A 25272-nucleotide genomic window follows, 5' to 3' on the forward strand; every position below is an offset into this window, starting at 1 on the left:
ACCTGCGTACCCCGGCCAGGACTCGAACCTGGGACCTCCGGATCCGTAATCCGGCGCTCTGTCCAACTGAGCTACAGGGGTGTGGCAGCCGATCCGGGTATCGATCCCGGTCCCCCGCCTTGAAAGGGCGGTGACCTAGCCAGCAGTCTCATCGGCCTCGCGTGGTGGGGGACGGAGTCGAACCGTCAAAGCCGCCGAAGGGCGTCCGGGTTACAGCCGGGTGGGCTCACCTGTGCCCAGCCCCACCGTGCTCGCCGCGGCCGGCGAGCGCGTTTCTGCTCCGCTGTGCAGTTGACAAAGACCAGGCAGTTTCGAAAGACCAAGTGCCGAAAAATGGGCGCACCACATCAACGAAAAGATGGTGGCACCGTTTTTGGGTGCACGAAATTGAGAAAGCCGCCCGAATCGGTTTCCCGATGGGCGGCTCCCGGTCACGACGTCGACGACGTCACGGTGGGGAGCCCCCGGTGCTCAGCAGCCGCTCTTCAGGCAGCATCGAGCCACTGAGCCGCTCTTGCGGCAGGCGCGGCATCGACGACAGCGCATCCGACGGGCGCAGCGCATCGCGCAGACAGCCGGGATAACGGCGCTGCGACCCTCGCTTCTCCATGCTCGCCACGACGGCTCCCTCTGAGTTTCCGTACTGGTTCTGTGAGTCCTTGCGTTCAGCTCCATTACATAATCGCGAAGCCGCACCCGGGTGTCAATCTTTATTACCGAACCAATTTCATCGTCCGATCGCGGCTTCCACGAACTGCCGCAGCACCGGCCCGTTCGCGCTCGGCAGGAACGCCAACGCGACCGGGATCGCGGGCGCACCGGCGATCGGGAGGAACCGCACCGTGGGGTGGATGTTGCGCCGCACCGCGACCTCCGGCACCACGCCCAGCCCGCGCCCCGTGGCGACGCTCTCGATCCACTCGTCGAAGTTGGCCGTCTCGACGACGGTCGCCGGCCGCTGTCCCTCGGGCCAGGACCACGGGCCGGTGGTGCCGTTGACGACGTTGACCACCAGCGGCCAGTTCGGCACGTCGGCCCACGCCAGCTCCGGCTCAACGGCGAGTGGGAACGTCTCCGCGAACACGGCGACCCGGTCCTCGTCGAACAGGTGCACGACCTGCAGCCGCGACGAACGCACCGGCCCGCGCACGAGCGCGACGTCCACCATCTCCCGCTGCACCGCCGCGAGCGGGTCGTCGATGCGGACGAGGTCGACCGAACTGCCGGTGGCGTGTTCGAACCGAGCCACGGTCTCCTGCGCCCACGGCGTGGGCAGCAGCCAGCTGAACCCCAGTTTGACCGCGCCCCGGCGGCGGGCGGCGCCGACGCCGCGGTCGAGCTCCGCCAGCACGCGCAGGGTGTGCTCCAGGAACGCCCGGCCCGCTTCCGTCAGCTCCACGTGCCGCGACGAGCGGTCCAGCAGGGTCACGCGCAGCAGCTGTTCGAGCTGGCGAACGGTCCGGCTGAGAGCGGGCTGCGTGATGGCGAGCTCCTGGGCCGCGTGCGTGAACGACGCCAGCCGGGCCACCGACGCGAACGCGCGCAGGTGCCGGAATTCGATGCCCGCCGGTGTGCCCTCAACCATGCCCGCAGAGCATAGCCGCGGCCGGACAGGCATTTCCCAACGCGGCCGCGGGTGCCTAGCGTGGTGGCGAAGGGTTCGCGTGGAAAGAGGGAAGGCGTTCGACATGCACAGCTCGCTGTCCGGTCTCGGGGTGACCTCGCCGGTCCTGGCCGCGCCGATGGCGGGCGGAGGCACCACCCCCGCCCTGGTGGCCGCGGCGGCGAGCGCGGGGTGCCTCGGCTTCGTCGCCGGCGGGTACAAGACGGCCGAAACGCTCGCCGAGCAGATCGCGCTGGCCCGCGCGCGAGGCATCCCGTTCGGAGTCAACCTGTTCGCCCCCAACCCGGTGCCCGTCGACCCGGACGCCTACCGCCGCTACGCCGGCGCGCTGCAGGCCGATGCCGACCGCTACGGCGTCGGCCTCCCGCAGGCGATCACCGAGGACGACGACCACTGGGCGGCCAAGCTCGACCTCGTGCTGGCCGACCCCGTTCCGCTGGTCAGCTTCACCTTCGGCCTGCCGGACGCGTCGGTCTTCGGCCAGCTGCGCCGCGCCGGGACGCTGGTCGCGCAGACCGTGACCTCGGCCGCTGAAGCCCGGCTTGCCGCCGAAGCCGGGGCCGATCTCCTGCTCGTGCAGTCCGCGGCCGCGGGCGGCCACTCGGGCACGCTCACACCCGACCACGTCCCGCCGGCGGTCGCGCTGCCGCGGCTCCTCGGGGAGGTCGGGGCCGCCGTGTCGCTGCCCCTGGTCGGCGCCGGCGGGCTCGCCACTCCCGAGGCCGTGGCCGAAGCGCTGAACGCCGGGGCCACCGCCGTGGCGGTCGGCACCGTGCTGTTGCGGTCCGACGAGAGCGGCGCGTCGAAGCCCCACCGCGAGGCGCTGGCCGACCCGGCCCGCCGGGAGACGGTCGTCACGCGCGCGTTCACCGGCCGCCCAGCGCGGGGCCTGCGCAACGCGTTCACCGACGACCACTCGGCCGAAGCTCCCGCCGGGTACCCGGCCCTGCACCACCTGACCAGCGCGCTGCGCAAGGCAGCCGTGGAGGCGGGTGACGCCGAGCGCGTCAACCTGTGGGCCGGCACCGGCTATCGCCACGCCACCGCCGAACCCGCCGCCGACATCCTCACACGGCTTTCCCACCGGCTCTAGCCGCCACCCGGACGGGTGAGCTCGGCAACAGGTCGGGGACCGCCGGAACGGGTACCCCGACCAAGGCAATCCGTGATCGACCGGAGGAGAACGAGAACCATGGCACGAGTCCTGTTCGTCATGACGGGCGCCGACCACTGGACGCTCAGCGACGGAACTCGGCACCCGACCGGGTACTGGGCCGAGGAGTTCGCCGCCCCGTACACCGCGCTCAAGGACGCGGGCCACACGATCGTGGTGGCGACCCCGGGCGGCGTGGTGCCGACCGTGGACCGCAGCAGCCTGAACCCGGACATGGCCGGCGGTGAGGAGGAGGCCGCGAAGCTCGCGCGTGTCCTCGAATCCGCCGCCGAACTGCGCGAGCCGATCGTGCTCACGGACGTGAACCTGCCGGAGTACGACGCCGTCTACTACCCCGGCGGCCACGGTCCGATGCAGGACCTCTCCCACGACGCCGACTCCGGCGCCCTGCTCAACGCCGCGCTCGCGTCGGGCAAGCCGCTTGCCGTGGTGTGCCATGCGCCCGCCGCGCTGCTGGCCACGCGCGACGAGCGGGGCGAGTCCCCGTTCGCCGGCTACCGCGTCACCGGGTTCACCAACGACGAGGAGAACGCGGTCGGCCTCGGCCCGAAGGCGAAGTGGCTGCTGGAGGACGAGCTGGGCAAGCTCGGCGTCGCGTTCGAGCGCGGGCCGGACTGGCAGCCGTACACGGTCGTCGATCGCACCCTCTACACGGGACAGAACCCGGCGTCGGCCGCGCCGCTGGCCCAGGAACTCCTCAAGGCCCTGAAGTAGCTTGATCGCCGGCGGGGTGCGCGGCTACGCGGACTCCGCCGGCGCCTGGGCGAGCGAGAGGCTGTTCCCGTCCGGATCGAGGACCACGACGTGCCGCACGCCGTTGGCGTAGGTCTCGACGGGTTCGTGCGTGAGGCCGTGCGCGGCGAGGCGGGCGAGGTCTCGTCGAGGTCGGTGACGCCGAGAGTGACCATCGCCCGGCCGACGCGCTCGGCGCGCACCTGCCGCGCTGCTGGCCACGCGCCACGCCGCTTCGCCCAGCTGCCACAGGTGCTCCTCGCCGACGACCTCGTCCGCGGGCCGGCCGAGCAACGCGGCGAACCACGCCAAGGCTCGGGGCAAGTCGCTCACGCACATGATCGTGTACAGGTCCACGGAACCACTCTTCTCGACGGCCGACGGACAACCAGACCTCCGCCGCCGCGAAAACTCACCGGTCCCTTGCGTCGCCGCGCGTCATCGCCGCGGCCACCTGGTCGTGCACGGCCAGCACGCGGGCGTCGAACTCCTCGACCGGCACGCCGACGTCGTGCGCCAGAGCCTCACGGAAGATGAGATAACCCTTGTACGCCGCGACCATGAACACGTGCATCGCGATCGCGTCGCCGTCTGCCGGCAGGGCCCCGGTGGCCTGGTCACGTTCGAGAGCGGCTCTCGTCTTCTCGATCTCGGGCAGGGCGTGGTAGTCCGGGTCGCCGTCGATCACGAGCAGGGCCTCGACCAGCGTGGGCGCGGGGTTCGCGAGCGCGCTGCGGAACATCGCCTTGCGCCGGCCGAGGAACGACACCTCCCAGTGCCGTTTCGCGCCGGCCGCCCACTCGCGGGCGCGGTGGGCCACAGCCGCCCTCAGCAGGGATTGGCGGTCGCCGAAGTACTGGTAGATCTGGCCACGGTTCACCCCGGAGCGGTCGGCGACCTCCTGCAGGTTCAGCCCGGCGAAGATCCCGTCGCGCTGGAGCAGGTCGAAAGTCGCCTGGAGGAGGTCGGCCTCGGTGCGGGCCCGGTCGCGCCCGCGCCGGCTCGACGCCTGCCCGGCGGTGTCGTTCACATCATCCCCTTGTGCACTTCTTCTCACCTGCCGCCGACCTCGCAGTCGAGTGATCGCTCACACCACACCCCGGTCCCGCAACGCGTCGAGCTCCGCGGTGGACAGGCCCAGCAGCCCGCCGAGCACCTCGTCGGTGTGCGTGCCCAATGTGGTGCCGGCCCAGCGGACGCTGCCGGGCGTCGCGCTCAGGTGGGGCAGCGGCGCGACCATCGGGACCTCGCCGAACTCGGCGTCGTCGACGGTGATCACAGAGCCGCGGGCCCGGCAGTGCGGATCGTTCATCAGGTCGGCGACGCTCATGATCGGCGACGCCGGGATGTCGGCGTCGCTCAGCAGTTTCACCACCTCGTCGGCGGTCAGGCGCGAGACCCACTCGCTGATGAGCGGGTACAGCTCGTCCTGGTGGCGGATCCGGGCGGGGCGGTCGGCGAAGCGCGGGTCGTCGGCCAGCTCCGGTCGGTTCATCACCGCGGACAGGCGCCGGAACAGCGAGTCGGTGCCCGCGTGCAGCGACACCCGGCGGTCGTCGGACGTCACGAAGTCCGACGCCGGGACAATGGCCGGGTTCTTGTTGCCCAGCCGTTCCCGGACCTGGCGGTCGAGGCCGTAGGCGGTCACCGAGTCCTCGCTGGACCGCAACGCCGCCTCGTACAGCGCCAGGTCGATGACCTGGCCCGAGCCCGAACCGTGGTCGCGGTGGTACAGCGCGGACACGACGGAGAACGCCGCGAGGTAGGCGCTCATGTAGTCGATCACCGAGTACCCGCTGCGCACCGGCGGCCGCTCCGGTTCGCCCGTGGCATACGTCAGTCCACTGTAGGCACTCGCGATCCGGTCGAACGCACCCCGGTCGCGGTACGGCCCGGTGAGGCCGAACCCCGTGAGATACAACAACAGGATCGCCCGCGGGTTGAGGGGCTGCAGGCGCTCGGGCAGCATGCGGTAACGCTCGAGCGTCGGCGGGCGGAAGTTCGAGAGCCACCACGTCGAAGTGCGGCACCAGCCGGTGGAACACGGCCTGCCCTTCGGACGTCCGCAGGTCGAGCGCCACGGACTTCTTGTTGCGCCCCTCCTGGAGCCAGCCCGGCGACCGCCCGCCGCCGCGGGTGAAGTCGCCGACCTTCGGGTCTTCGATCTTGACCACCTCGGCGCCGAAGTCGCCCAGGATCGGCGCCGAAACCGGTCCGGCGAGGACGGTCGCGGCGTCGAGGACCCGGACACCGGCCAGCGCGTCGCTCATCGTGTGGTTGTCCTCCGTGCTCGCGTCGGGATGCGGGGATTCACTTGCCTTGCGCCGCGTCGATCACGAGCGAAAGATCGATCAGCTCTTCGGGCTTCACCGGGGAGTCGATCTGCAGCGTGTTCGGCACGGCCTGATACATCTTCTGCAGGCTCGCCACCGATTCGGCGGGCACGTTGAAGTCGAACGGCACCGACGGCGCGATCCGCAGCGTCTCGACGGTCGTGCCGAGCTGCTGCGCCATCTTGGTCACCACGTCGGTGTCCTGGTGGTAGTCACCGGACAGGTGCGTGTCACGGTCCGCTCCACCGCGCGGAAGAACGCGACCCCCGCGGCGCGGTGTTCGCCGAGCAGGTCGGTGGTCGCGAAGTAGCCGGCGATCTGCATGCTGTCCGGGTACCCCCCTTCGGCGTTGAACGCCGTGCCCGGCTTGATGCTCGCGGTGAACGGCGGGCCGAGGGTGGCGCCGTCGATCGAACCGTTGTGGAGTGCCTGGACCATCGCGGCCATGTCGCTGAACGGCGTCATCCGCACGTCGTCGGGCTTGAGGCCGCCCTTGGTGATCAGGTCGTACAGCCCGTACTCCGACGGAGCCGCCAGGCCGCCGGGGGCGCGGGCACTCTCCGTGGCAGCCGGTCAGCGGGTCGGCGCGGCTTCCCGGACGACAGTCGCCGCGGCCCGGGCGAGCTCGAGTTCTTCGCGCGACTGCACGGTGAGCACCGGGACTACGGCGCCGGGCGGGCTGATCACCGCGTCGTGGTCGCGGTGGCGGTCGAGGCCGCCGCGCAGGCCGAGGACGCCGAGGCCGGTCGCGACTTCTTCGGCGACTTCCGGCTGGTCCCAGCCGATGTCGCCGGTCAGGACGAGCGCGTCGACGTGGTCGAGGCTCGCCGCGACGGCCGCGAGTTCCCGCCGGACGCGGTGCGCGAAGACGGCCATGGCGAACGAGGCCTTGACGTCGCCGTCGCGCGCGGCGTGGACGAGGTCGCGGGTGTCGGACGAGGAGCCGGACAGACCGAGCAGGCCTGAGCGCTCGTACAGACCGGTTTCGAGCTCGGCCACCGTCAGCTTGCCCTCGCGCAGGAGCCACAGCAGCAGGCCAGGGTCGACGGTGCCGGAGCGTTTCGCCATCATCACGCCTTCCAGTGGCGTGAAGCCCATCGAGGTGTCGACGCTTCGCCCCCGCGCGACCGCGCACACCGAGCTGCCGCCGGACAGGTGGGCGACGAGCAGGTTCAGGTCGTCGACCGGACGGCCGAGCAGGTCACCTGCCCGGCGCACGGCCCAGGTGAACGACAGCCCGTGGAAGCCGTACCGCCGCAGGTCCCACCGCGCGCGCCACTGCTCGGGCAGCGGGTAGACACGGGCGATCTCGGGCAGGTGCGCGTGGAAGGCGGTGTCGGGGCAGACCACGTGCGGCACCGCCGGAAGCCTGGCGCTCAGCCGGTCCAGCAAGTCCACAGTGGCCGGTACGTGCTGTGGGGCCAGCGAGGTGGCGGCCGAGATCGCGGCGCGCACGCGTCGGTCGACCACCGTCGGAGTGAGCAAGGTCGCCCCGCCGTGGACGAGGCGGTGCGCCACGGCGTCGAGCGAGTCCGGGAGCCGGTCGAGAAACGCGGCGATCTCGGGGTCGCCCTCGTCGGAACCGGGCGGGTGGCCGATTTCCGCGGAGTCCAGTACCCGTTCGTCCTCGACCAGGTGCAAGCGCAGGCTGCCAGAGCCCGGATTCACGGTCAGGACACTCACGCCGACCACCGCCATCCCGTGATCTCCGCCGGGTCCGCACCGTCGCGGTAGGCCGCGGCCACCAGCTCGTCGCGCTTGCGCAGCAGGTCGCGCACGATGCTGCCCGCCGCCGAGGACCAGCCCCGCGCGCGGCCGAGGGCGTCGGCCGCGAGGTCGTGGCGGGTCATGCGGTTGCTCGCCAGGAGGTCGAACGGGGTAGTCGTCGTGCCTTCCTCCAGGTAGCCGTGGACGTGGAAGCGGCCGGCGCCGGCCCGCCCGTGCAGGACCTCGTGGACGGCCGACGGGTAGCCGTGGAACGCGAAGACCACGGGCACGTCGTCGCCGAAACAGGCCGTGAACTCGTCGTCGCCGAGGCCGTTGGGGTGGCGCTGCCGCGGGGCGAGGGCCAGGAGGTCGACGACGTTGACCACGCGCACCCGCAGCTGCGGCGCGGCCTCGGCGAGCAGCTGAGCGGCGGCGACCGTTTCGACGGTGGGTGTGGTGCCCGCGCAGGCGAGGACGACGTCGGCCGGCACTCCACCGGCGGTGCCCGCCCAGTCCCACACGCCGGCGCCGGCCCGGCAGTGCGCCCGCGCGGCCTCCGGGGAGAGCCACTGGGGCCCGCTCTGCTTGCCGGCGACGACTACGTTGACGAGGTCCGTCGAGGACAGGCACCGGTGCGCCACTTCGAGCAGGGTGTTCGCGTCGGGCGGCAGGTAGATCCGCGCCACGGACGCCTTCTTGGTGAGCATCATGTTGATGAAGCCGGGGCCCTGGTGGCTGTAGCCGTTGTGCTCCTGGCGCCAGCCGTCGCTGGTGAGCAGGCAGTTCAGGCTCGCCACCGGCGCGCGCCAGCCGACCTCGCCCGACATCTTCAGGAACTTGGCGTACTGGTTCACCATGCTATCCACAATGGACACGAACGCCTCGTAGCACGGGAACAGCCCGTGGCGCCCGGTGAGCAGGTAGCCCTGCAGCCAGCCCTGGCAGTTGTGCTCGGACAGCACTTCCAGCACCCGGCCGTCCGCGCCCAGGTGTTCGCTGTACTCGGCCACGTCACGCGCGAAGCCGCGGGAGGTGACGCCGAGGACGACACCGAGCTTGTTCGACTCGAGCTCGTCCGGGCAGAAGACGCGGAAGTCGCGGCGGTCTTCGGTGCGCCGCAGCAACTCCGCGAGCCACTCCCCCACCGTCTCCGTCACGCTCGCGTCCACGGCTCCGGCCCGGCCCACCGCGACGGTGAACTCGCCGACGTCCGGCAGCGGCAGGTCGCGGCGCAGCTGCCCGCCGTTGGCCTGGGGCACCCGGCCGAGCCGCAACGCCGGTTCCGGCGGCACTGCGAGCAGGTCCGGCTGCGGCACACCGGCGTCGAACAGCTCCTCGGGCCGGTACGACCGCAGCCAGCGTTCGAGCTCCGCCAGCTCGGCGTCGTCGTGGCCCGCGCTTTCGAGCGGCACCTGGTGGGCGTGGAACGTGCCTTCGAGCGGCGTACCGTCCGGTGACTGCCGCGGCACCCCGAACCCCTTGGTGCTGCGCAGGACGATCATCGCAAGCTCGTCCGCGTGCGCGCGTTCGAGGGCCTCGCCGAGCTGCGTGTCGGGGTCGGCCGAGCCGCGCACGTCGACGATCTGCGGATGCCAACCGCAGCCGGTGAAGTACGCGGTCAGTTCCTCGTCCGACATCGAGGCGGAGATCGTGGGCGAAGCGATCTTGTACCCGTTGAGGTGCAGGACCGGCAGCACGCGGCCGTCGCGCGGCCCGGTGAACTTCGGGCTGTGCCACGCGGCGGCCGTCGGCCCGGTCTCGGCCTCGCCGACCACGCACGCGACCAGCAGCCCCGGGTCGTCGAACGCGGTGTCCAGCGCGTAGCCGAGCTCGCCGCCCTCGTGGATCACGCCCGGCACCTCCGGCGAAAGGTGGCTCGGGAATCCGCCGGGCCACGAGAAGCGCCGGACCAGCTCGGCGAGCCCGGCGCCGTCGAGGCTCAGCGTGGAGTCGTGCAGCGCGTGCGTGCCTTCCAGCCAGAGGTTGGCGTGGATGGCGGGCGCTCCGTGGCCCGGGCCGGTGACCAGCAGCGTGCGCTGCCCGGTGCGCGCGACGAGCCGGTCGAGTGCGCTGTAGATCAGCGACAGCCCGGGGCAGGTCCCCCAATGCCCGAGCGGCCGCGGCTTCAGGTGCTCACGGCGCAGCGGCTCGTCGAGCAGGACGTTGTCCTTGAGGTGGATCATCGCCGCGGCCAGGTAGTCGCAGGCCCTGCGGTACCGGCGCAGCGTGGCGACGCCGACCTCGGCGGTACGCGTCATCGGCACGCAGCTCCCTTCGCTCTCGGCCACCGGCTACCCGGGTCGTGCCGGGAGTACACCCGTCGGCCTGCGCCGCGCCCCGCTGAGCTGGGGTTTCGAACGACGACGGGCCGGGCATCCCAAGGCGAGGTGTCGAAAGGAACACGCGATGAGCACCCCGGGCTGGCGAGAACCGACCCTCGCGACGTTGACCGACCGCCGGTTCTCCGACGAAGGCTGGCTGTTCGAGCGCAAGCTCGACGGCGTGCGCGCGATCTGCGTGCGCGACGGCGGTACGCCGACGCTGTATTCGCGCAACCACAAGGTCATGGACAACGCGTACCCGGAGCTCGTCGAGGCGCTCGACGGGCAGGGCGGCACGCGGTTCGTGGCGGACGGGGAGATCGTGGCGTTCGACGGGGACAACACCAGCTTCGCCGCGCTGCAGCCGCGCATCCACCTCACGGATCCCGCGCTAGCGCGGGCGACCGGGGTGCGGGTGTACTACTACCTGTTCGACTTGCTGCACTTCGACGGGCACGACGCCACGCCGTTGCCGCTGCGCGAACGCAAGGCCCTCCTCAAGGACGCGTTCGAGTTCACAGACCCGCTGCGGCTGTCGGCGCACCGCGACACCGACGGTGAGAAGTTCTTCGAGGAAGCCTGCCGGCGCGGCTGGGAGGGCGTGATCGCGAAGCGGGCCGACGCGCCGTACCACTCGGGGCGGTCGGCGGACTGGCTGAAGTTCAAGTGCGCGCAGGGCCAGGAGCTCGTGGTCGGCGGGTTCACGGACCCGCAGGGTGCGCGGCACGGCTTCGGTGCGCTGCTGCTGGGCTACCACGAAGGCGACGAGCTGCGTTACGCCGGCAAGGTCGGCACCGGGTTCGACGACAAGCTGCTGGTGTCGTTGCACGATCAGCTGCGCGAGTTCGAGACGGGCCGGTCTCCGTTCGCGGATGCGGTACCCGAGCAGGGCACGCATTGGGTGCGACCGGAGCTGGTGGCGCAGATCGGGTTCTCCGAGTGGACGCGCGACGGGCGGCTGCGGCACCCGCGGTTCCTGGGCCTGCGCGACGACAAGAAACCGGCCGACGTGGTGCGGGAGAAGCCGTGATCGAAGTTTCCCATCCGGACAAGGTCTTCTACCCCGAGGACGGGCTGACCAAGGGCGACGTCGTCGAGCACTACCGGGCGGTGGCCGACGTGATGCTGCCACACCTGCGCGGGCGCCCGCTGACGTTGCGGCGCTTCCCCGACGGCATCGACGGGCAGGGCTGGTTCCAGAAGCACCCCGGCGAGCACTTCCCGGACTGGCTGCGCGTCGCACGCGTGCCGCGGCGAGGCGGGGGCACGGACGAGTACGTGGTCTGCGACGACGCCGACTCCCTCGATTACCTGGCCGGCCAGGGGACGGTGGAGTTCCACGTGTGGCTGTCCACGGTGGACAACCCGGGGCGACCGGACCGGCTCGTGCTCGACCTCGACCCGCCGGACGGCACGCCCGTAACGCGCCTGCGCGAGGTGGCGCGCAAGATCCGCGGCCACTACGAGAATGCCGGCCTCACCGCCTTCGTGCAGGCGACCGGCGGCCGTGGCTTCCACGTGCTCGCCCCGCTCGACGCCCGCTCGGACACCGACGTCGTGCTGGAACTCGCCCGCACGCTCGCCGACCGTGTGGCCGAGGAAGACCCCGACCACCTCACCACGGCGCAGCGCAAGGACAGCCGCGGCGACCGGATCTTCCTCGACGCCAACCGCAACGGCTACGCCCAGACGTTCGTCGCGCCGTACTCCCTGCGCGCCCGCTCCGGCGCGGCGGCCGCGACGCCGCTCGACTGGCGCGAGCTCGGCAAGGCGGACCCGGACGGCTGGCCGCCCGCGAAGCAGAAGCAACGCCTGGCCCGCAAGCCCGACCCCTGGCGGGACCTCGCGAAGCACGCGGGTTCCGCGGAGGCGGCGCTGGCCTCGCTGGCGTGACGCCACACGCACCACGCAGACACCACCCTGGAGGGACGATGGTGACCCCACGACCAGGACCGATCCGGTGGCTGCGCTACGTCTACGGCGCTCGGCTGCCCGATGAGTACCGCCCGTGGGTGCTGCACGACGCGACCGCCCGGACGTGGGTGCTGAGGTTCGCGCTCCGCGTCTTCTTCGAAGCGCTGCCTTGGCTCACCGCCGCGTTCCTCCTGCTGGTGTTCCTCACGCCGCTGCCTGCGGGCCTGGTGCTGCTGGGGCTGCTCACGGCCCTGGTGCTGGGCCTGTTCCTCACCCTCGGCAGCGCCGACGAACTCGCCGAAGTGCGTCTGACCAAGCACGGCTACCCACCGGGCACCGGCAAAGAAGTCCGCAAACGCCGAGGCGGTGCCGCCACCTGGCCCTGACCGTGGCAGGGCCCTGGCACGCCGACCCGCATCGGCCCCTCTCCGGCAAGAGCGACAGCTGAGGCACTACCCGCCGATGGTGACGGTGCGCCGCGCGGGGCCGTTGGCGCTGCGCGGCACGATCGGGACGACGCCGAGGGCGCTTAGCACCGCGACGAAACCGTTTTCGATCTGCGTTTCGGTGCTGGGCCAGTAGCCGACGGTCTCACACAGGACCTCATCGCACTGCTCGGGCGGGGGCCCGGCGCAGCCGGTGGCAAGCAGGACGACGGCGGCCAGATGCAAGCGTGACACGGCGGAACCCCTTTCCGGGCTCAGGCGACGGCGGGCTGCCGGCGGCGGACGATCAGCGTGCTCACGGCGACGGCCAGCACGATCGCCACCACGGCCTGGTAGTGCCCGGTGAGCACGCTGATCAGCGCGCTCACCGCGCCGTTCACCTCCATGGCCACCCCCAGCGCCGCCGCCCACGCGTGCCGCGCCAGGAACGCCGCGGCCACGGCGACGAGCACTGCGAGCACGGGGTTCAGCCCGAGCACGAGCCACCCCGAACCCGGCACGGCCTGCCCGTGGTCGAGCCGTTCGAGCACTGTGAGCCGTTGCACCACCCAGATCCCGATCGACGCCACGGCCTGCACGGCCATTACCCACCGCGCGGTCCTGACCTGCCACCCGCCCACGACGCACCCCTCCTCCGGTCGAATCACCGGGGACGGTAACCGCGGGCGGCGGGAGCCCTCCCGAGCGTGTCCGCTACGTGCCGGCCGACCCCAGCACGTCGGCGAGGTACCGCACCGCCAGCTCCTCGGCCCGGTCGCGCCGCTCGACGTCGCCGCGCCGGCGCCGGTACAGCTCGATGCTCGCCAGCACCGCCGCCCCGGCCTCCTTCGCGTCGTACCCGCAGACCGTGGCCCGCAGTTCGCGCGCCTCTTCCGGGGCGACGGACTCCAGGCGGCGCACGCCTCGAGGAGAAACGCCGGCGCGCGCGGCGATGAGCGGTCCCAGCACGGTTTCCCGCAGGAAAGCCAGGAAACCGAGGACCTCGAACAGCTCGCCGCGGCCGAGTTTCGTGGCCGAGTAGTGGACCCACACCCAAAACCGGTCTTCGAGCCACTGCTCGTCCAGCGGCTCCTTGGCGCAGGGCGCGGCGGCGAGGGCCCGGGTCAGCGCACCCTCGCGTTCCCAGAGGATCTTCGGGTCGCTCGTCCGCTCGCCGAAGTCGGCCACGCGCACGAACTTGAAGTCCACGTGCAGCAGACCCGGCCCGGTCAAGGTGATGACCAGCCGCGGCTCGCCGACGTGCTCGCCGGTGAAGGCCGCGACGAGGTCGGTCCACGAGCCGATCAACGCGAACCGCTCGGCCATCACCGCGTCGACCGCGTCGTCGTCCACGACCACGACAACGTCCACATCGGAGTATTCGTCGGGCTCGCCGTGGGCGATCGAGCCCCCGACGGCCACCCCGGCCACGCGCGGGTCGCGGCGGATCTTCGGGAGCACGTCGTCGAGGAACTCGCGGTGTAGCACCGGAACGGTCATCAGCGTCCTTTCGCGGGGAGCAGGAGAAAGTAGCACGCGAGCGCTCCGGCCGGCACGCGAATAAACGCTCAACCCTCGTGCAGCGCCTCAACGATGCGGCCCGCCAGGGTCGCCATCTCGGGCGAGCCGATGGTCACCACGACGTCGCCCCGCTGCACCCTCCGCACCACCTCCGCCAGCGCGACGGAGCCGGACCCCGCGTACACCTTGTCCTTCTCCGCCAACGGAATCGCGGCCGTGAGTGCCGCACCGTCGTAACCTGCCGCGACGGTCTCACCGGGGCCGAACACCGCCAGCACCACCGCCTGGTCCGCCAGGCTCAGCGACTCGGCCATCTCGCCGAGGAACTGCCGCACACGGTACGCGCGGTTGGGCTGGCACACCACGACCAGCCGGTGCTCCTGCGCGACCGACCGCAACGCCGTCAGCGAAGCGGCCATAGACGTGTGGTGGCACGCGTAGTCGTCGTACACGCGCACGCCGCGCGCGACACCGCGGAGCTCGAACCGCCTGCGCACGCCGGGAAACCGGCGCAAACCGGCGGCCGCACCGGGGATGCCCAGCCGCTGCGCGACGAGCAGCGCGGCCGCGGAATTGAGGCCGAGGTGCTTGCCCACCACCGGCACGTGCACGGCGCCGACGAGGGCGCCGTCGAGCACGGCGTCGTAGCGGATCCCCGTGGTCACCGACGAAAGCCCCACCACGACGAGGTCGGCGTCGTTGGCCTCGCCGTAGGTGTGCACGGTCCGGCCTTCCGCCCGCAGCGCCGAGGCGAGCCGGCGGCACCGCTGGTCGTCGGCGTTGGTCACCACGAAACCGCCGGGGCGCACGCGGCGGCAGAAGTCGAGGAACGCCTGCTGCAATCCTTCGACGTCGCCGTAGGTGTTCAGGTGGTCGGCGTCGACGTTCGTGACCACCGCGACCTCGGGGGTGTAGGCGAAGAACGAGCGGTCGCTCTCGTCGGCCTCCACTACGAAGTACTCCCCCGAGCCGACGCCGCCGGAGCCGAGCGTGCGGACGTCGCCGCCGATCACGTACGACGGGTCGGCCCCGCCGGCGCGCAGCGCGACCGTGAGCATGGCGGTGGTGGTGGTCTTGCCGTGCGTGCCGGCGACCGCGATCGCCCGGCGCCCCGCCAGCACCGCCGCGAGCGCCTCGGACCGGTGCAGCAACGGCAGTCCACGGTCGCGAGCCTCGGCGAGCTCCGCGTGGTCGTCGGGGATCGCGGTGGAGTACACCACGGTGTCGGCGTTCCAGAGGTGCCCGGGCGAGTGCCGGCGGTGCACGGTGGCGCCCAGTTCTTCCAGCAACGCCAGGGCCGGGCGGTCGCCCACCTCGCTGCCGCTCACCGGCACCCCGTGGCGCAGCAGGATCTCCGCGAGACCCGACATCCCCACCCCGCCGATGCCGATCAGGTACACGTGGCCCAGGTCCCGCACGGTCAGCTCGTTCATCACGCACCCTCTTGTGTCCGGTGAGGACTCGCTGTCCCCGGGTCCGAGGGTGCGACCGGCATGTCCCCGGACCGCGCGCTCTCTGTCGCGGCAAGGCAACAGCCGTGTGCCGATCCGTCAGCGCGGTACGGAGAACGGCTGCCGGTCCGGCTGCCCGGGCGCCGGCCGCGGTGCGGCGAGGACGACGGTCGTGGCGTCGGCGGGCAGCCGCGGGCCGGGCCGCGCGACCACGCACGCCGAGGCCAGCGCGTAGCCGGCCGCCGCGAGGAAGAAGCCGCCGAGGCAGTCGCTGGGGCGGTGCCAGCCGACGGTGAGCGTCGAGATGCCGACCGCGACGATCCACGCCAGGCCCAGCGGCGCCGCCACGAACCGCCCCATGCGCGGCAGTACGAGCAGCAGCGCGAACACGCTCATCGCGGCCACCGTCACGTGGCCGCTGGGGAAGCTGTTGCTGGTGGAGTGGATGCGCTCGGCCAGGTTCGGCCGGTCGAGCGCGACCTTGAACAGCTGCGCGAAACCCGCGACCACGACCATCAGCCCGACGGCCGCCGCCGTGCGCCGGTACGCGCGCCGCACCAGGCCGAGCACCACGACCAGCACGAGCGCGAGGGTGAACAGCACCGGCACCGGGACCTCCAGCGGCAGCGGCACCTCCCCCGACGCGCGGGTGAACGACGGGTCGAACGTTTCCAGGAACCGCTGGTCGGCCCCCTGGCCGGACTCGGTGCGGACCAGCAGCAAGTAGGTCGCCCCCGTCGCCGCGACGAAGAGGACCGCGGCCACCAGCCGCCAGGCGATGCTGAGTACTCGGTTGTTCACCCAGTCCAGCCTGCCAACGCTTCGTCCGCGGTGGGGCCGGGAAATGTCATGGGTCTGCAACAACTGCGCACGGGTTCCGCACGGCCTCGTCCCGTGTGGACGGATGGGCGGCGGTCACCCCACCCGCAGTGTGGTCCCCCGCGGGATCAACGTCGGCGCGAACCGGCGCGTGGTGCCCGGCACGCCGGCGCCCGCGTCGATCAGCAGGTCCACGGCCGCGCCGGCGATCTCCGTGAACGGGACCCGAATCGTGGTGAGCGGCACCGGCAGGCGCACGGCGAGCGGAATGTCGTTGTACCCCACCACGGACAGCTCCTCGGGTACGCGCACACCGGCGCGCTGCACGGCCGAGAGCAGCCCGACGGCGGTGTTGTCGTTCACGGCGAAGACTGCCGTGGGGCGCGGGTCGAGGGCGAGCAGGGCGCGCCCGGCGTCCTCTCCGCTCTCCATGCTGAACGTCGAGGGCAAGACGAACGCGGGCAACCCGGCTTCGCGCAACGCGTCTTCGTAACCGGCCCGGCGGCCGAGCGCACTGGACGCGTAAGCCGGGCCCGCGACCAGGGCGATGCGACGGTGCCCGAGGTCCAGGAGGTGCCGCGTGGCGAGGTAGCCGCCGAGGCGGTCGTCGCCCACGGCCGCGGCGCTGTCGCCGAACGTGCGCATCGCCAGCACGTGTGGCACCCCGCGCTCCAGCAGCTCCTGGCAGAAGCCGCCTTCGGTGCGCGCGGTGGTGAGGATCAAGCCGTCGACGCGGCGGCCGAGCAGCATCCGGCCGTTCCCACGGCCGCGGCCGTGGCGAAGCGCGCGCCGGGGCGGTCGCCGCGGCTGACGGCGAGCGCCGAGCGCCCGGCCGTCGAAGCGGTGAGCGCCGCGCCGACGGTGCTGGAGTGCAGCACCGAGCGGCCGGTGTTGTGGCCGTCGTTGATGCCCGCGACCACCACGTCGGGCGGCGGGCCGAGCGCGCCGAAACAGGCCGCGAGCACGGCGAACGCCGGTGGCGCGGACACGCGTTGCGCCGGCACGCCGGCGAGGCCGGGCAGCACGTGCGGCTCGCACGCGACGATCGTGCCGTGGTCGCCACCTCCTGCGCCTGATGCGTGAAGCGGCGGCGAGCGAGAACGAGGGGTTCCTGAAGCTGTGGCTGCAGGTGCGTTCCGGCTTCGTGCACCGCACCGAACGCTGGTTGCGGCGGCTGCCCGAGAGCGGCGTGATCGAGGCTACCCACTACGAGCTCCACGCCGAGGCCCTCGGTTCGCTCATCGAGCAGATGGCCTACGTCCATCGGACTCCTGCCCGTGACGCCCCGGCCCGAGCGCATCCAGGATCTCGGTTCGGTGATCGGCCAGATCTGGTACCGATCTCTGCCTTTTGCGGCATCTTCCGCCCCGGCTCCGCCGAGGCGTGCGAGATCACTTTGAGCCGGCTTCTTCCCTCCCGATTTTCGCGCGGCCCAGGGACCCCGCGAATATCGCTCGGTATGCAAGCCGGCGCGATCTCGCGGAGGGGGTGCGTCGCGAATGGTTGCGCCACTGCACGTAGCTCGCCCATACGGTGCGCGCCACAAACGGCGAAGCTGCGCGCGCCTGTCCGGTCCACCGGCTGGACGGATCCCGCGCCCGGCCCGAGGATGAGGCGATGACCGGAGTCCTCGCCCGTCACGTGGGCCGTGCGGGTGAGCTGTTGCGCACGGACGGTCCGTTCGCGTTGCGGATCGTGGTGACGGCGGCCGTGGCGTGGCAGGTCTGCGTGTGGCTGGGCGCGCGGCAGCCGCCGGTGTACGCGGTGGTCGTACCGCTGGTGTCCATGCGGGACGCCCCGTACTCGACGTTCAACGTGTCGCTGGCGCGCCTGGCCGGCGTGGTGTGCGGGCTGTCGATCGGGATCCTGGTGCTGCGAGTGGTGCACCCGTCCGCCGGGGCCTTCGCGCTCGTGCTGGCCTTGGCGCTCGCCGTGGGCATCGTCCTGCGCATCGGCGGCACGCTCAACATCCAGGTCGCCGTGTCGGCGCTGCTGGTGTTCGCCAGCACCGACCCGGACTCCTACGCGGTGTCGCGCCTGTGGGAGACGGCCGTCGGCGCCGGGGTGACCGTGGTGCTCGCGCCGTTGCTCCTGCCGGCGAACCCGGCCCGCACGTTCATGAAAGAACTCCACGAGACGGCCGCCGAACTGGCGCAGAACATCCGGGCGCCCGCCGGCGAGGAGTCGGTGCGCGCGGTCGAGACCCGCGCCCGCGCGTTGCCCGGAAAGCTCGCCCTGGCGCGGAAATCCGTGCGCTCCCACCCGTGGTGGCGCCGCACCGAGACCGACCGCCTCGCCGCCCTCGTGCCCCTCGCCCGCACCGCGGCCGACATCGGCACCCTCGTGCGCATCCACTTCGAGGACACCACCGAGCTCACCGCCCGCGGCGAACCGACCGACACCTCCGAAGTCGCGGGCCCCCTCTCCGACGCCGTCACCGCCGTCCTCACCGGCACACCCGGCCCGTCCGCCCTGGCCACCGCCGAAGCCGCCCTCCTCCACAACGCCGAAACCGACGGCACCCGGCTCGACGCGATCGCGCGGCGGCCCTTGCGGCGTGTCGCGGCTCTGTTGCGCGAACCACCCGCGGAGGAGGCATTCGCCACCACGAGCCGCGAGCACCCGACGCAGGCCACGCGCGAGATCGCGCCGGCTTCTGGGCTGCGCGAAAATCGGGAGGCAGGAAGCCAGCTCACTGCGATCTCGCCCGTCTCGGCGGAGAGCCGAGGCGGAATGTCACCAGCCCAGGAACTCCTGCTGTTCACGGTCGTAGTGCTGCGTGAGGCCGTTGCCGTAGCGGTCCCACCATCCGGGTGTGCCCGCCCTGCGTGGTGGTCGCGGCACGATCTGGCGGTCGTACTCAATGCGGGCGTCGTGGAAGCCCTGTTGGAACTGCTCGGGTGTGAGACCCCGGATGTGTTGCACCGCGGCCGGGTCGAGGGTGCCGGCGCTGCGGGCGATGTCGGCGCAGCCCATGTGGTTGAGGATGGCGCGCACGCCGCCGGCGCCGCGCGGGTGGGCGCCGGACATGACGGCGGCCTGGGTGCCGGGGTCGGTGAAGTCGAGAGCGCCGGCCGTGCGGGCGTTGTCGGACATGAGGCGCGCGACGACGGCGTGCTCCTCGGGGGTGCCGATGCCGTACTGGTTGCGCGCGGCCATGATCTCGTCGTAGCCGTTGTGCATGTTCTGGCGGAAGCCGTAGACCCCGGGCACGCCGCCCTGCTCGCCGGACGCGCCTTCCGAACGCATGATCGAGTCGACGACGCGGTCGTCCAGCTGCCTCGGAGCGGCGGCCGGTTGCTGCAGCGCCACCACCAGCGGCAGCAGCCTGAGTGCTCCCACCGCGCCCCTGCGCCACCGCCGTGTCCGCGTCGGTGTACCCCTGCACCGCCGACTGGACCTTGCCGCTGACCTCGCCGATGAGGCTCACGAACTTGCCGAGCGAGGAGACCAGCGCGACTGCAGCGCCGAGTTCGCCGCGGCCACCCCACTTACCCCACTGCCGATCCCGGCGAACGAGAGCGCGTCGATCACGAGTGACTCGAGGTCGCGCGTCGAGGACACCGCCGAGGAGCCCAGGCTCTTCACTTTCTTCACGATCGACGACACCTCGGCCGGCAGTACCCGGTCGCTTCCCGCTGTCATGCCTGCTTCGTCCGACTCGGCTGCTTTCCCGTCGAGATTCCCCACCGACCGCACGCGGCACACGGCCGAATTACCCACTCGCGGACCCCGCCCGTATCGAATCGGGGCCAGGTGGGTATGTGTGGCGCATGGAGGCGGACGAAACCCGGCACGATCGGGTCGACGAGGAGATCGAGCGGCTGGACGAGCGGCTGTGGTCGATCGCCCGCGCGCTGCACGCCGGCCCCGAGCCGGCGAACGCCGAGCACGAGGCCGTCCGCGCGCTGACCGGCGAGCTGGCTGGGGCGGGTTTCACCGTCGAGCACGGCGTGGCCGGCCTGCCCACGGCGTTCACCGCGCGCCATGGCGAAGCCCGGCCGTGCGTGGCGCTGCTGCTGGAGTACGACGCCGTGCCCGGCCTCGGCCACGCGAGCGGGCGCAACCTCGTCGCGGCCGCCGGCCTCGGGGCCGCGCTCGCCGCGCGGGCCGTCACCGGCGACGACCGCGGCTCGATCCTGGTCGTCGGCTGCCCCGCCGCCGAACCGGCCACGGGCAAACCGGCCCTCGCCGCCGCGGGGGTGTTCGACGACGTCGACGCGGCACTGGTGTTCCACCCCGGCACGCACTCCTGGACGTGGGCACCGCTGACCGCCCGCACCGACGTGCGCGTGACCGTGCACGGCCGCGCCGCGCACCCGACCGCCGAGCCGCGCCGCGGCGTCGACGCGGTGGCCACGCTCGTGCAGACCTTCACCGCGGTGGCGGCGTTGCAGTCGCGCCTGCCCGCCGGCTTCCACGTGCAGGGCATCGTCACGCGCGGCGGCGAGTCCACCACGGTCGTGCCCGACCTGGCGGAGGCGTGGTTCGGGCTGTCCGCGCCGACCACCGCGGCGCTCGAGAAACTGGTGTCCGACGTGACGGCGTGCGCCGAGGGCTCGGCCCTGGCCACGGGCGCGAAAGCCGAGACCGACCGGCTCGGCCCCGGCTGCGCGCACTTCCGAGACAACCCCGTGCTGTCGGGCCACTTCGCCCGCCACCTCGCCGCGCGCGGCATCCACGCGACACCGCCGGACCCGGGCGTGTTCCCCGGCTCTTCCGACGTCGGTGACGTCAGCCTCAAGGCGCCCACGATCCACCCCTTCATCGCGATCCTCGATCCCGGCCACGCCGAGCGCACGCCGGAGTTCGCGGCGGCGGCCGCGTCCCCTCGAGCCCGTTCGGTGGTCCTTGCGGTGGCCGCGGCGCTCGGCAGGACCACGGCGGACCTGCTGGCGCACCCGGCTCTGGTGAGCCAGGCGTGGGACTGCTTCGCCGACCAGGCCCGCGCCGAGCGCACGGGCTGACCCCGGAAAGGACCACCATGGCCGACGTGCTCACCTTCGGGATCGAAGAAGAGTTCCTCGTCGTCGACGACCGGGGACGCCCGGCTCAGGCGGCCGAAGCCGTGCTGGATTCGGCCGACGACAGCGGCACGGGAGTTCTCCAGCAGGAGCTCACCAAGTCGCAGGCCGAGGCCGCCACCGGCGTCTGTGTGACCCACGACGAAGCCGTCGAGCAGCTGCAGTCGATGCGGACCTCGCTCGCCCGGGCGGCCGACCGGCGCGGGCTGCGGATTCTGCCCTGCGCCTGCTCGCCCGTCGCCTCCGACGAGCTCGCTGCCATCACCTCGACACCGCGCTACCGGCGGATGGCCGCGCACTTCGGCGCCACCGCGCGCACCACACTCACCTGCGGCTGCCACGTCCACGTCGCCGTGCCCGACCCGGAGACCGGCACGCGGGTGCTCGGGCACGTGCGGCCGTGGCTGCCCGCACTGCTCACCGTCACGGCCAACTCGGCGATCGCCGAGGGCCTCGACACCGCGTACTGCAGCTGGCGCCACCAGGAATGGGCGCGCTGGCCCTCGGCCGGGCCGCCGCCGCGGTTCGCCTCGCACGCGGACTACGAGGGCGTCGTGGAGGAGTGGCTGCGCGCCGGCGCGATCCTCGACCGCGGGATGGTCTACTGGGACGTGCGCCTGTCGGAGAAGCAGCCGACGATCGAGTTCCGCGTCGCCGACGTCGCCGCCACCGCCGAAGAGGCCACGCTGCTCGCCGTGCTGTGCCGCGCGCTCGTGGCCACAGTGCTCGACGCCGGCGACCCCCCGCACCTGTCCAACGAGGTGCTGCGCGGCCAGCTCTGGCGCGCCGCCCGCGAAGGCATCACGGGCCATTGCCCCGACCCGGCCACCGGTGACCTGCTGCCCGCCACCCAGGTGCTCAAGCGGCTGGCCGAGCTCTGCGCGCCTGCCCTCTGTTCTGCCGGCGACACCGAGTTCGTCCGCGAAGGCCTCGCGCGGCTCGCTCGCGACGGAGGCGGAGCCGACCGCCAGCGCCGGATCTTCGCGAACCGGGAAAGCGCCCTCGACGTCGTCGACCGCTTCGCCGTGCCGGCCGGCGCGGCGAGACCGGCGACGGCCTGACCCGCCCGGACGGTGGCCAGGCCTGCACCCGGTTACGATGAGTGGTCAGCTCCGAAACCGCGCCCCAGCCCCCGGCCCCAGTTGGAAAGGCAGCGACATGCCTGTCGAGCCTCGGTTCGCCGGCCCGGTGCGGGTGCTGCTCGTGGAAGACCACGACATGGTCGCCGAGGCTCTCGAGCTCGCCCTGCAGCGCTCTCCCGCGATTTCGGTGGTCGGGCGCGCCCGCTCGCGCGAAGCCGCGACGACCGACACGGCCCGGCTGCGGCCCCACGTCGTGGTCCTCGACCGGCGCCTGCCCGACGGCGACGCCGTGGCCGCGATCGGCGACCTCGCCGCGCTGGGCACGCGCGTCCTCGTCCTCACCGGCGACGCGACCGCGGCCGTCGCCGCGCGCGTGGCCGAGGCCGGCGGCCGGGGCCTGCTGCTCAAGTCCGCGCCGCTCGACCAGTTGGAGTCGGCCGTGCAGCGCGTCGCCGAGGGCGAGGTCGTGTTCGACGCGGCCCTGCTGCCGGGCGTGCTCGACCGGCTCACCGGCCGGGCCCGCGGCAACGGCTCGGCGTTGACCGCGCGGGAACGCGAAACGCTGCAGCTGCTCGCGGAGGGCGCGAGCACGGAGGAGATCGGCGACCGCCTCGGCGTCACCCGCAACACCACGCGCAACCACGTGCAGCGGGTGCTGGAGAAGCTCGGCGCGCGCTCGAAGCTCGAAGCGGTCGCCTTCGCGCGGCGCGAGGGTCTGCTCGATTGATGCACCTGCGTCAGTGACGCGTTAGTTGTTTGCGTCTGCCGCACGGCGGGTGTTTCGCGGAGAGTGGCGACGTGGAGGTCCCTGCGCCTGTCGACGCCGAGTGCGCGCTGCCCGAGTCGGTGGCGGGTCTCGCGCTGGCGCGCGACTTCACGCGGGCGACCCTGACCGGCTGGGGCTTCGGCGCCGTGGCCGACGACGCCCTGCTGATCGTCACCGAGCTGGCGACCAACGCCGTGCTGCACGGCGAGGGGAAACCCGTGCTGCGGCTCAAGTACGGAGCCGCGGTGGTCCGGCTCGAGGTCACCGACGAGAGCACCGCGCTGCCCGCGACCCGCGAGTCCGGTCCGGACGGCGGCTGGGGCCTGAGACTGGTGCAGGAGCTTTCGCTCGCGTGGGGCGTCACGCCCGGCGCGGCGGGGAAGGTCGTGTGGTGTGAGCTGGGCCGGGCTCCGCGCGAGTGAGCCGGAAGCTGCTCGCGTGAGCCGGATGGGGAAGAGTCGGGGCATGGACGACCCCGCGGTGAACGACCTCGGCCTGCTGGTGCGTGGAGTCCTCGACTACGCGATCTTCATGCTCGACCCGGCCGGCCGCGTGCTCAGCTGGAACGCGGGCGCCGAGAGCATCAAGGGCTACCGGGCCGAGGACATCATCGGCCGGCACTTCTCCGTGTTCTACCCGCCGGAGGAGATCGCCGCGCGCAAGCCCGAGCGCGAGCTCGAAACTGCCCTCGCCGAAGGCCGCCTCGAAGACGAAGGCTGGCGCCTGCGGAAGGACGGGACCCGGTTCTGGGCCAACGTCGTCATCACCGCACTGTTCGACGACGAGGGAAACCACCGAGGGTTCGGCAAGGTCACCCGTGACATGACGGAACGCCGCACCGCCGAACAAGCGCTGCGCGAGAGCGAGGAACGCTTCCGCCTGCTGGTGCAGGACGTGGTCGACTACGGCATCTTCATGCTCGACACCGGAGGCCACATCGCCAGCTGGAACGCCGGCGCCCAGCGCATCAAGGGCTACCGCGCCGACGAGATCATCGGCCGGCACTTCTCCGTCTTCTACCCCGCCGAGGACATCGCCGCCCGCAAGCCCGAGCGCGAGCTCGAAACCGCGCTCGCCGACGGGCGGCTCGAAGACGAAGGCTGGCGCCTGCGGAAGGACGGGACCCGGTTCTGGGCCAACGTCGTCATCACCGCACTGTTCGACGACGCCGGCAACCACCGCGGCTTCGGCAAGGTCACCCGCGACATGACCGAACGCCGCACCGCCGAGCAAATCCTGGTGCAACGGCGCCGACTGGTCGGGCACCTCGTGGACGCCCAGGAGGTGGAGCGCCGGCGCATCGCGTGGGATGTGCACGACGACTCGATCCAGTCGATGGTCGCCGTCGGCATGCGGTTGCAGCTGCTGGCCGACCGGCTGCCCGAGGAGCACCGCGAAGGGGTGCACGCGCTCGACGAGTCGGTGCGCGCGGCGGTGGGCCGGCTGCGCACGCTCGTCTCCCGGCTGCGGCCGCCGGACCTGGACCGCGACGGGCTCGTGGTCGCGCTCACCGGTCACCTCGAGGAGATCCTGCCCGGCTGGGGGCTGGAGTACACCCTGCGCCACGACCTCACCGCCGAGCCCACGCCGGAAGCCGCCGTGACGGGGTACCGGATCTGCCAGGAAGCGCTCACCAACGTGCACAAGCACGCCCGCGCGTCGCGCGTGGAGGTCTCGCTGTCCACGGTGGACAGCGGCACGCTGTTCCGCGTGACCGACGACGGGATCGGCACCGCCGTGACCGGCATCGATCCTGGCCGCGACCACTTCGGGCTGATCGAGATGCGCGAACGCGCCGAGTCGGCCCACGGCTGGTGGTCGATGTCCAGCACACCCGGCGAAGGGACGAGTGTGGAGTTCTGGCTGCCGAGCGACCCGGACGAGCAGCGGTGACCGGCCCCCTGCGCGTCGTGATCAGCGACGACGACGACATGATCCGCGACGCCCTGCGCGAGGTGCTCGACGAGCAGCCCGACATCGAGGTCGTCGGCGTCGGACGCGACGCCGACGACGCGATCACCCTCGCCGAGCGCCACCGGCCCGCCGTGGCGGTGCTCGACGTGCGCATGCCCGGCGGAGGCGGGGCCCGCGCCGCGCGCGAGATCACGGCCCGCTGTCCGGGAACGGCGGTGCTCGCGTTCTCCGCCTACTGCGACCACGCCTCCATGGCCTCCATGGAGAGCGCAGGCGCCGTCGAGTACCTCACGAAAGGTGTGCCGAACCGCGAGATCGTCGCGGCAGTGCGGCGGCTGGGCGGACGGTAGCCGCGCGCTCACGAGCAGTTCCAGTCGCCGGGGCCGGCGTGCGTTCCATCGGAGCCACTTCGCGCCCGATCGCCCGTGTGGCAGGAAATTCACCCGAAAATGGGGTGTGACGCGA

General features: G+C 72.2%; 29 protein-coding genes, 3 tRNA genes and 1 pseudogene. 12 read left to right on the forward strand and 21 right to left on the reverse strand.

Annotated features, from left to right (window positions below):
• Positions 1-7 precede the first annotated feature (7 nt).
• From AB0F91_RS32770 to AB0F91_RS32790, 5 genes are all read right to left on the reverse strand, one after another.
• A tRNA-Arg gene (locus tag AB0F91_RS32770) sits at positions 8-81 on the reverse strand.
• Between the two features lies 1 nt (position 82).
• Positions 83-157, reverse strand: a tRNA-Glu gene (locus AB0F91_RS32775).
• Between the two features lie 5 nt (positions 158-162).
• Positions 163-247 (reverse strand) — tRNA-Tyr (locus AB0F91_RS32780).
• 201 nt (positions 248-448) lie between these two features.
• A complete protein-coding gene (locus AB0F91_RS32785; protein ID WP_360603816.1) occupies positions 449-619 on the reverse strand; it encodes a hypothetical protein in 171 nt (56 codons plus the stop codon).
• 108 nt (positions 620-727) lie between these two features.
• Positions 728-1585, reverse strand: coding sequence for a LysR family transcriptional regulator (locus tag AB0F91_RS32790; protein WP_360603818.1), 858 nt, complete (start codon positions 1583-1585; stop codon positions 728-730).
• Between the two features lie 79 nt (positions 1586-1664).
• On the opposite strand from AB0F91_RS32790, the gene AB0F91_RS32795 reads away from it, so the two are divergent.
• The gene (locus tag AB0F91_RS32795; RefSeq protein ID WP_360603820.1) at positions 1665-2717 is read left to right on the forward strand and encodes a nitronate monooxygenase; all 1053 of its coding nucleotides are present in this window, start codon (positions 1665-1667) and stop codon (positions 2715-2717) included.
• A gap of 99 nt (positions 2718-2816) precedes the next feature.
• Positions 2817-3512, forward strand: coding sequence for a type 1 glutamine amidotransferase domain-containing protein (locus AB0F91_RS32800; protein WP_360603822.1), 696 nt, complete (start codon positions 2817-2819; stop codon positions 3510-3512).
• 24 nt (positions 3513-3536) lie between these two features.
• Here the strand turns inward: AB0F91_RS32800 and AB0F91_RS32805 are convergent, their stop codons facing one another.
• The 8 genes and pseudogenes from AB0F91_RS32805 to AB0F91_RS32840 all read right to left on the reverse strand — a co-directional run bounded on the left by AB0F91_RS32805 (position 3537) and on the right by AB0F91_RS32840 (position 9828).
• Complete coding sequence (locus tag AB0F91_RS32805) at positions 3537-3863, reverse strand: VOC family protein (RefSeq protein WP_360603824.1); 327 nt, start codon at positions 3861-3863, stop codon at positions 3537-3539.
• 79 nt (positions 3864-3942) lie between these two features.
• Positions 3943-4560: a TetR/AcrR family transcriptional regulator gene (locus tag AB0F91_RS32810; RefSeq protein WP_360603826.1), complete on the reverse strand. Its 618-nt coding sequence runs from the start codon at positions 4558-4560 to the stop codon at positions 3943-3945.
• Positions 4561-4617: 57 nt separating this feature from the next.
• A complete protein-coding gene (locus AB0F91_RS32815; protein WP_360603828.1) occupies positions 4618-5499 on the reverse strand; it encodes a CoA transferase in 882 nt (293 codons plus the stop codon).
• A 19-nt stretch (positions 5500-5518) separates the two neighbouring features.
• Positions 5519-5800, reverse strand: a pseudogene (locus AB0F91_RS32820) (CoA transferase); the annotation flags it as partial.
• A gap of 40 nt (positions 5801-5840) precedes the next feature.
• Positions 5841-6056, reverse strand: coding sequence for a hypothetical protein (locus tag AB0F91_RS32825; protein ID WP_360603830.1), 216 nt, complete (start codon positions 6054-6056; stop codon positions 5841-5843).
• Positions 6050-6328 (reverse strand): hypothetical protein, encoded by a 279-nt coding sequence (locus AB0F91_RS32830; RefSeq protein WP_360603832.1) that lies wholly within the window; start codon positions 6326-6328, stop codon positions 6050-6052. Before AB0F91_RS32830 ends, AB0F91_RS32825 begins: the two co-directional genes overlap by 7 nt.
• A gap of 108 nt (positions 6329-6436) precedes the next feature.
• Positions 6437-7546 carry an acetate kinase gene (locus AB0F91_RS32835; RefSeq protein ID WP_360603834.1) on the reverse strand — a complete coding sequence of 370 codons (1110 nt, stop codon included), beginning with the start codon at positions 7544-7546 and terminating at the stop codon, positions 6437-6439.
• On the reverse strand, positions 7543-9828 hold the full coding sequence (locus AB0F91_RS32840; protein WP_360603836.1) for a phosphoketolase family protein: 2286 nt from the start codon (positions 9826-9828) through the stop codon (positions 7543-7545). Before AB0F91_RS32840 ends, AB0F91_RS32835 begins: the two co-directional genes overlap by 4 nt.
• Before the next feature lie 148 nt (positions 9829-9976).
• On the opposite strand from AB0F91_RS32840, the gene ligD (AB0F91_RS32845) reads away from it, so the two are divergent.
• From ligD (AB0F91_RS32845) to AB0F91_RS32855, 3 genes are read left to right on the forward strand one after another with little or no spacing between them, the layout of a single operon-like run.
• Positions 9977-10921 (forward strand): non-homologous end-joining DNA ligase, encoded by a 945-nt coding sequence (gene ligD / locus AB0F91_RS32845; protein ID WP_360603838.1) that lies wholly within the window; start codon positions 9977-9979, stop codon positions 10919-10921.
• The gene (gene ligD, locus AB0F91_RS32850; protein ID WP_360603937.1) at positions 10921-11784 is read left to right on the forward strand and encodes a non-homologous end-joining DNA ligase; all 864 of its coding nucleotides are present in this window, start codon (positions 10921-10923) and stop codon (positions 11782-11784) included. The genes ligD (AB0F91_RS32845) and ligD (AB0F91_RS32850) overlap by 1 nt, the downstream gene beginning before the upstream one ends.
• Positions 11785-11822: 38 nt before the next feature.
• The gene (locus AB0F91_RS32855) at positions 11823-12191 is read left to right on the forward strand and encodes a DUF5313 family protein (RefSeq protein ID WP_360603840.1); all 369 of its coding nucleotides are present in this window, start codon (positions 11823-11825) and stop codon (positions 12189-12191) included.
• A 66-nt stretch (positions 12192-12257) separates the two neighbouring features.
• Here AB0F91_RS32855 and AB0F91_RS32860 read toward each other — a convergent pair whose 3' ends face one another.
• From AB0F91_RS32860 to AB0F91_RS32890, 7 genes are all read right to left on the reverse strand, one after another.
• Positions 12258-12485 (reverse strand): hypothetical protein, encoded by a 228-nt coding sequence (locus tag AB0F91_RS32860; protein WP_360603842.1) that lies wholly within the window; start codon positions 12483-12485, stop codon positions 12258-12260.
• Positions 12486-12505: 20 nt separating this feature from the next.
• A complete protein-coding gene (locus tag AB0F91_RS32865) occupies positions 12506-12871 on the reverse strand; it encodes a hypothetical protein (protein WP_360603844.1) in 366 nt (121 codons plus the stop codon).
• Positions 12872-12944: 73 nt separating this feature from the next.
• The gene (locus tag AB0F91_RS32870; protein WP_360603846.1) at positions 12945-13730 is read right to left on the reverse strand and encodes a nucleotidyltransferase domain-containing protein; all 786 of its coding nucleotides are present in this window, start codon (positions 13728-13730) and stop codon (positions 12945-12947) included.
• Between the two features lie 68 nt (positions 13731-13798).
• Positions 13799-15184, reverse strand: a complete 1386-nt coding sequence (murC, locus tag AB0F91_RS32875; RefSeq protein ID WP_360603848.1) for a UDP-N-acetylmuramate--L-alanine ligase — start codon at positions 15182-15184, stop codon at positions 13799-13801.
• A gap of 117 nt (positions 15185-15301) precedes the next feature.
• A complete protein-coding gene (locus AB0F91_RS32880; protein WP_360603850.1) occupies positions 15302-16003 on the reverse strand; it encodes a phosphatase PAP2 family protein in 702 nt (233 codons plus the stop codon).
• A 114-nt stretch (positions 16004-16117) separates the two neighbouring features.
• On the reverse strand, positions 16118-16771 hold the full coding sequence (locus tag AB0F91_RS32885; protein ID WP_360603852.1) for a substrate-binding domain-containing protein: 654 nt from the start codon (positions 16769-16771) through the stop codon (positions 16118-16120).
• Positions 16741-17046 carry a 5'/3'-nucleotidase SurE gene (locus tag AB0F91_RS32890; RefSeq protein WP_360603854.1) on the reverse strand — a complete coding sequence of 102 codons (306 nt, stop codon included), beginning with the start codon at positions 17044-17046 and terminating at the stop codon, positions 16741-16743. Before AB0F91_RS32890 ends, AB0F91_RS32885 begins: the two co-directional genes overlap by 31 nt.
• A 592-nt stretch (positions 17047-17638) precedes the next feature.
• Between AB0F91_RS32890 and AB0F91_RS32895 the strand changes: the two genes are divergently transcribed.
• Positions 17639-19432, forward strand: coding sequence for an aromatic acid exporter family protein (locus AB0F91_RS32895; RefSeq protein ID WP_360603856.1), 1794 nt, complete (start codon positions 17639-17641; stop codon positions 19430-19432).
• A 15-nt stretch (positions 19433-19447) separates the two neighbouring features.
• Here the strand turns inward: AB0F91_RS32895 and AB0F91_RS32900 are convergent, their stop codons facing one another.
• Positions 19448-19666, reverse strand: a complete 219-nt coding sequence (locus AB0F91_RS32900; protein WP_360603858.1) for a hypothetical protein — start codon at positions 19664-19666, stop codon at positions 19448-19450.
• 128 nt (positions 19667-19794) lie between these two features.
• Between AB0F91_RS32900 and AB0F91_RS32905 the strand changes: the two genes are divergently transcribed.
• The 6 genes from AB0F91_RS32905 to AB0F91_RS32930 all read left to right on the forward strand — a co-directional run bounded on the left by AB0F91_RS32905 (position 19795) and on the right by AB0F91_RS32930 (position 25157).
• Positions 19795-20988: a peptidase dimerization domain-containing protein gene (locus tag AB0F91_RS32905; RefSeq protein ID WP_360603860.1), complete on the forward strand. Its 1194-nt coding sequence runs from the start codon at positions 19795-19797 to the stop codon at positions 20986-20988.
• A gap of 17 nt (positions 20989-21005) precedes the next feature.
• Complete coding sequence (locus tag AB0F91_RS32910; RefSeq protein WP_360603862.1) at positions 21006-22106, forward strand: glutamate--cysteine ligase; 1101 nt, start codon at positions 21006-21008, stop codon at positions 22104-22106.
• Positions 22107-22203: 97 nt separating this feature from the next.
• Positions 22204-22854 (forward strand): response regulator transcription factor, encoded by a 651-nt coding sequence (locus AB0F91_RS32915; RefSeq protein ID WP_360603864.1) that lies wholly within the window; start codon positions 22204-22206, stop codon positions 22852-22854.
• 71 nt (positions 22855-22925) lie between these two features.
• A complete protein-coding gene (locus tag AB0F91_RS32920) occupies positions 22926-23315 on the forward strand; it encodes an ATP-binding protein (RefSeq protein ID WP_360603866.1) in 390 nt (129 codons plus the stop codon).
• Between the two features lie 43 nt (positions 23316-23358).
• Positions 23359-24786 (forward strand): PAS domain S-box protein, encoded by a 1428-nt coding sequence (locus AB0F91_RS32925; RefSeq protein WP_360603868.1) that lies wholly within the window; start codon positions 23359-23361, stop codon positions 24784-24786.
• On the forward strand, positions 24783-25157 hold the full coding sequence (locus AB0F91_RS32930; RefSeq protein ID WP_360603870.1) for a response regulator transcription factor: 375 nt from the start codon (positions 24783-24785) through the stop codon (positions 25155-25157). The genes AB0F91_RS32925 and AB0F91_RS32930 overlap by 4 nt, the downstream gene beginning before the upstream one ends.
• The last annotated feature ends 115 nt before the right edge of the window (positions 25158-25272 follow it).

It is taken from the genome of Amycolatopsis sp. NPDC023774 (assembly GCF_040639695.1).
Taxonomy (GTDB): Bacteria; Actinomycetota; Actinomycetes; order Mycobacteriales; family Pseudonocardiaceae; genus Amycolatopsis.

Bases quoted from the DNA above. Each gene is read 5' to 3' on its own strand.
- AB0F91_RS32790 (WP_360603818.1), bottom strand. From the start codon at position 1,585: ATGGTTGAGGGCACACCGGCGGGCATCGAATTCCGGCACCTGCGCGCG.
- AB0F91_RS32800 (WP_360603822.1), top strand. From the start codon at position 2,817: ATGGCACGAGTCCTGTTCGTCATGACGGGCGCCGACCACTGGACGCTC.
- AB0F91_RS32815 (WP_360603828.1), bottom strand. From the start codon at position 5,499: ATGCTGCCCGAGCGCCTGCAGCCCCTCAACCCGCGGGCGATCCTGTTG.
- AB0F91_RS32830 (WP_360603832.1), bottom strand. From the start codon at position 6,328: ATGACGCCGTTCAGCGACATGGCCGCGATGGTCCAGGCACTCCACAAC.
- AB0F91_RS32840 (WP_360603836.1), bottom strand. From the start codon at position 9,828: ATGACGCGTACCGCCGAGGTCGGCGTCGCCACGCTGCGCCGGTACCGC.
- ligD (WP_360603838.1), top strand. From the start codon at position 9,977: ATGAGCACCCCGGGCTGGCGAGAACCGACCCTCGCGACGTTGACCGAC.
- AB0F91_RS32855 (WP_360603840.1), top strand. From the start codon at position 11,823: ATGGTGACCCCACGACCAGGACCGATCCGGTGGCTGCGCTACGTCTAC.
- AB0F91_RS32870 (WP_360603846.1), bottom strand. From the start codon at position 13,730: ATGACCGTTCCGGTGCTACACCGCGAGTTCCTCGACGACGTGCTCCCG.
- murC (WP_360603848.1), bottom strand. From the start codon at position 15,184: ATGAACGAGCTGACCGTGCGGGACCTGGGCCACGTGTACCTGATCGGC.
- AB0F91_RS32885 (WP_360603852.1), bottom strand. From the start codon at position 16,771: ATGCTGCTCGGCCGCCGCGTCGACGGCTTGATCCTCACCACCGCGCGC.
- AB0F91_RS32895 (WP_360603856.1), top strand. From the start codon at position 17,639: ATGACCGGAGTCCTCGCCCGTCACGTGGGCCGTGCGGGTGAGCTGTTG.
- AB0F91_RS32900 (WP_360603858.1), bottom strand. From the start codon at position 19,666: ATGACAGCGGGAAGCGACCGGGTACTGCCGGCCGAGGTGTCGTCGATC.
- AB0F91_RS32905 (WP_360603860.1), top strand. From the start codon at position 19,795: ATGGAGGCGGACGAAACCCGGCACGATCGGGTCGACGAGGAGATCGAG.
- AB0F91_RS32910 (WP_360603862.1), top strand. From the start codon at position 21,006: ATGGCCGACGTGCTCACCTTCGGGATCGAAGAAGAGTTCCTCGTCGTC.
- AB0F91_RS32915 (WP_360603864.1), top strand. From the start codon at position 22,204: ATGCCTGTCGAGCCTCGGTTCGCCGGCCCGGTGCGGGTGCTGCTCGTG.
- AB0F91_RS32925 (WP_360603868.1), top strand. From the start codon at position 23,359: ATGGACGACCCCGCGGTGAACGACCTCGGCCTGCTGGTGCGTGGAGTC.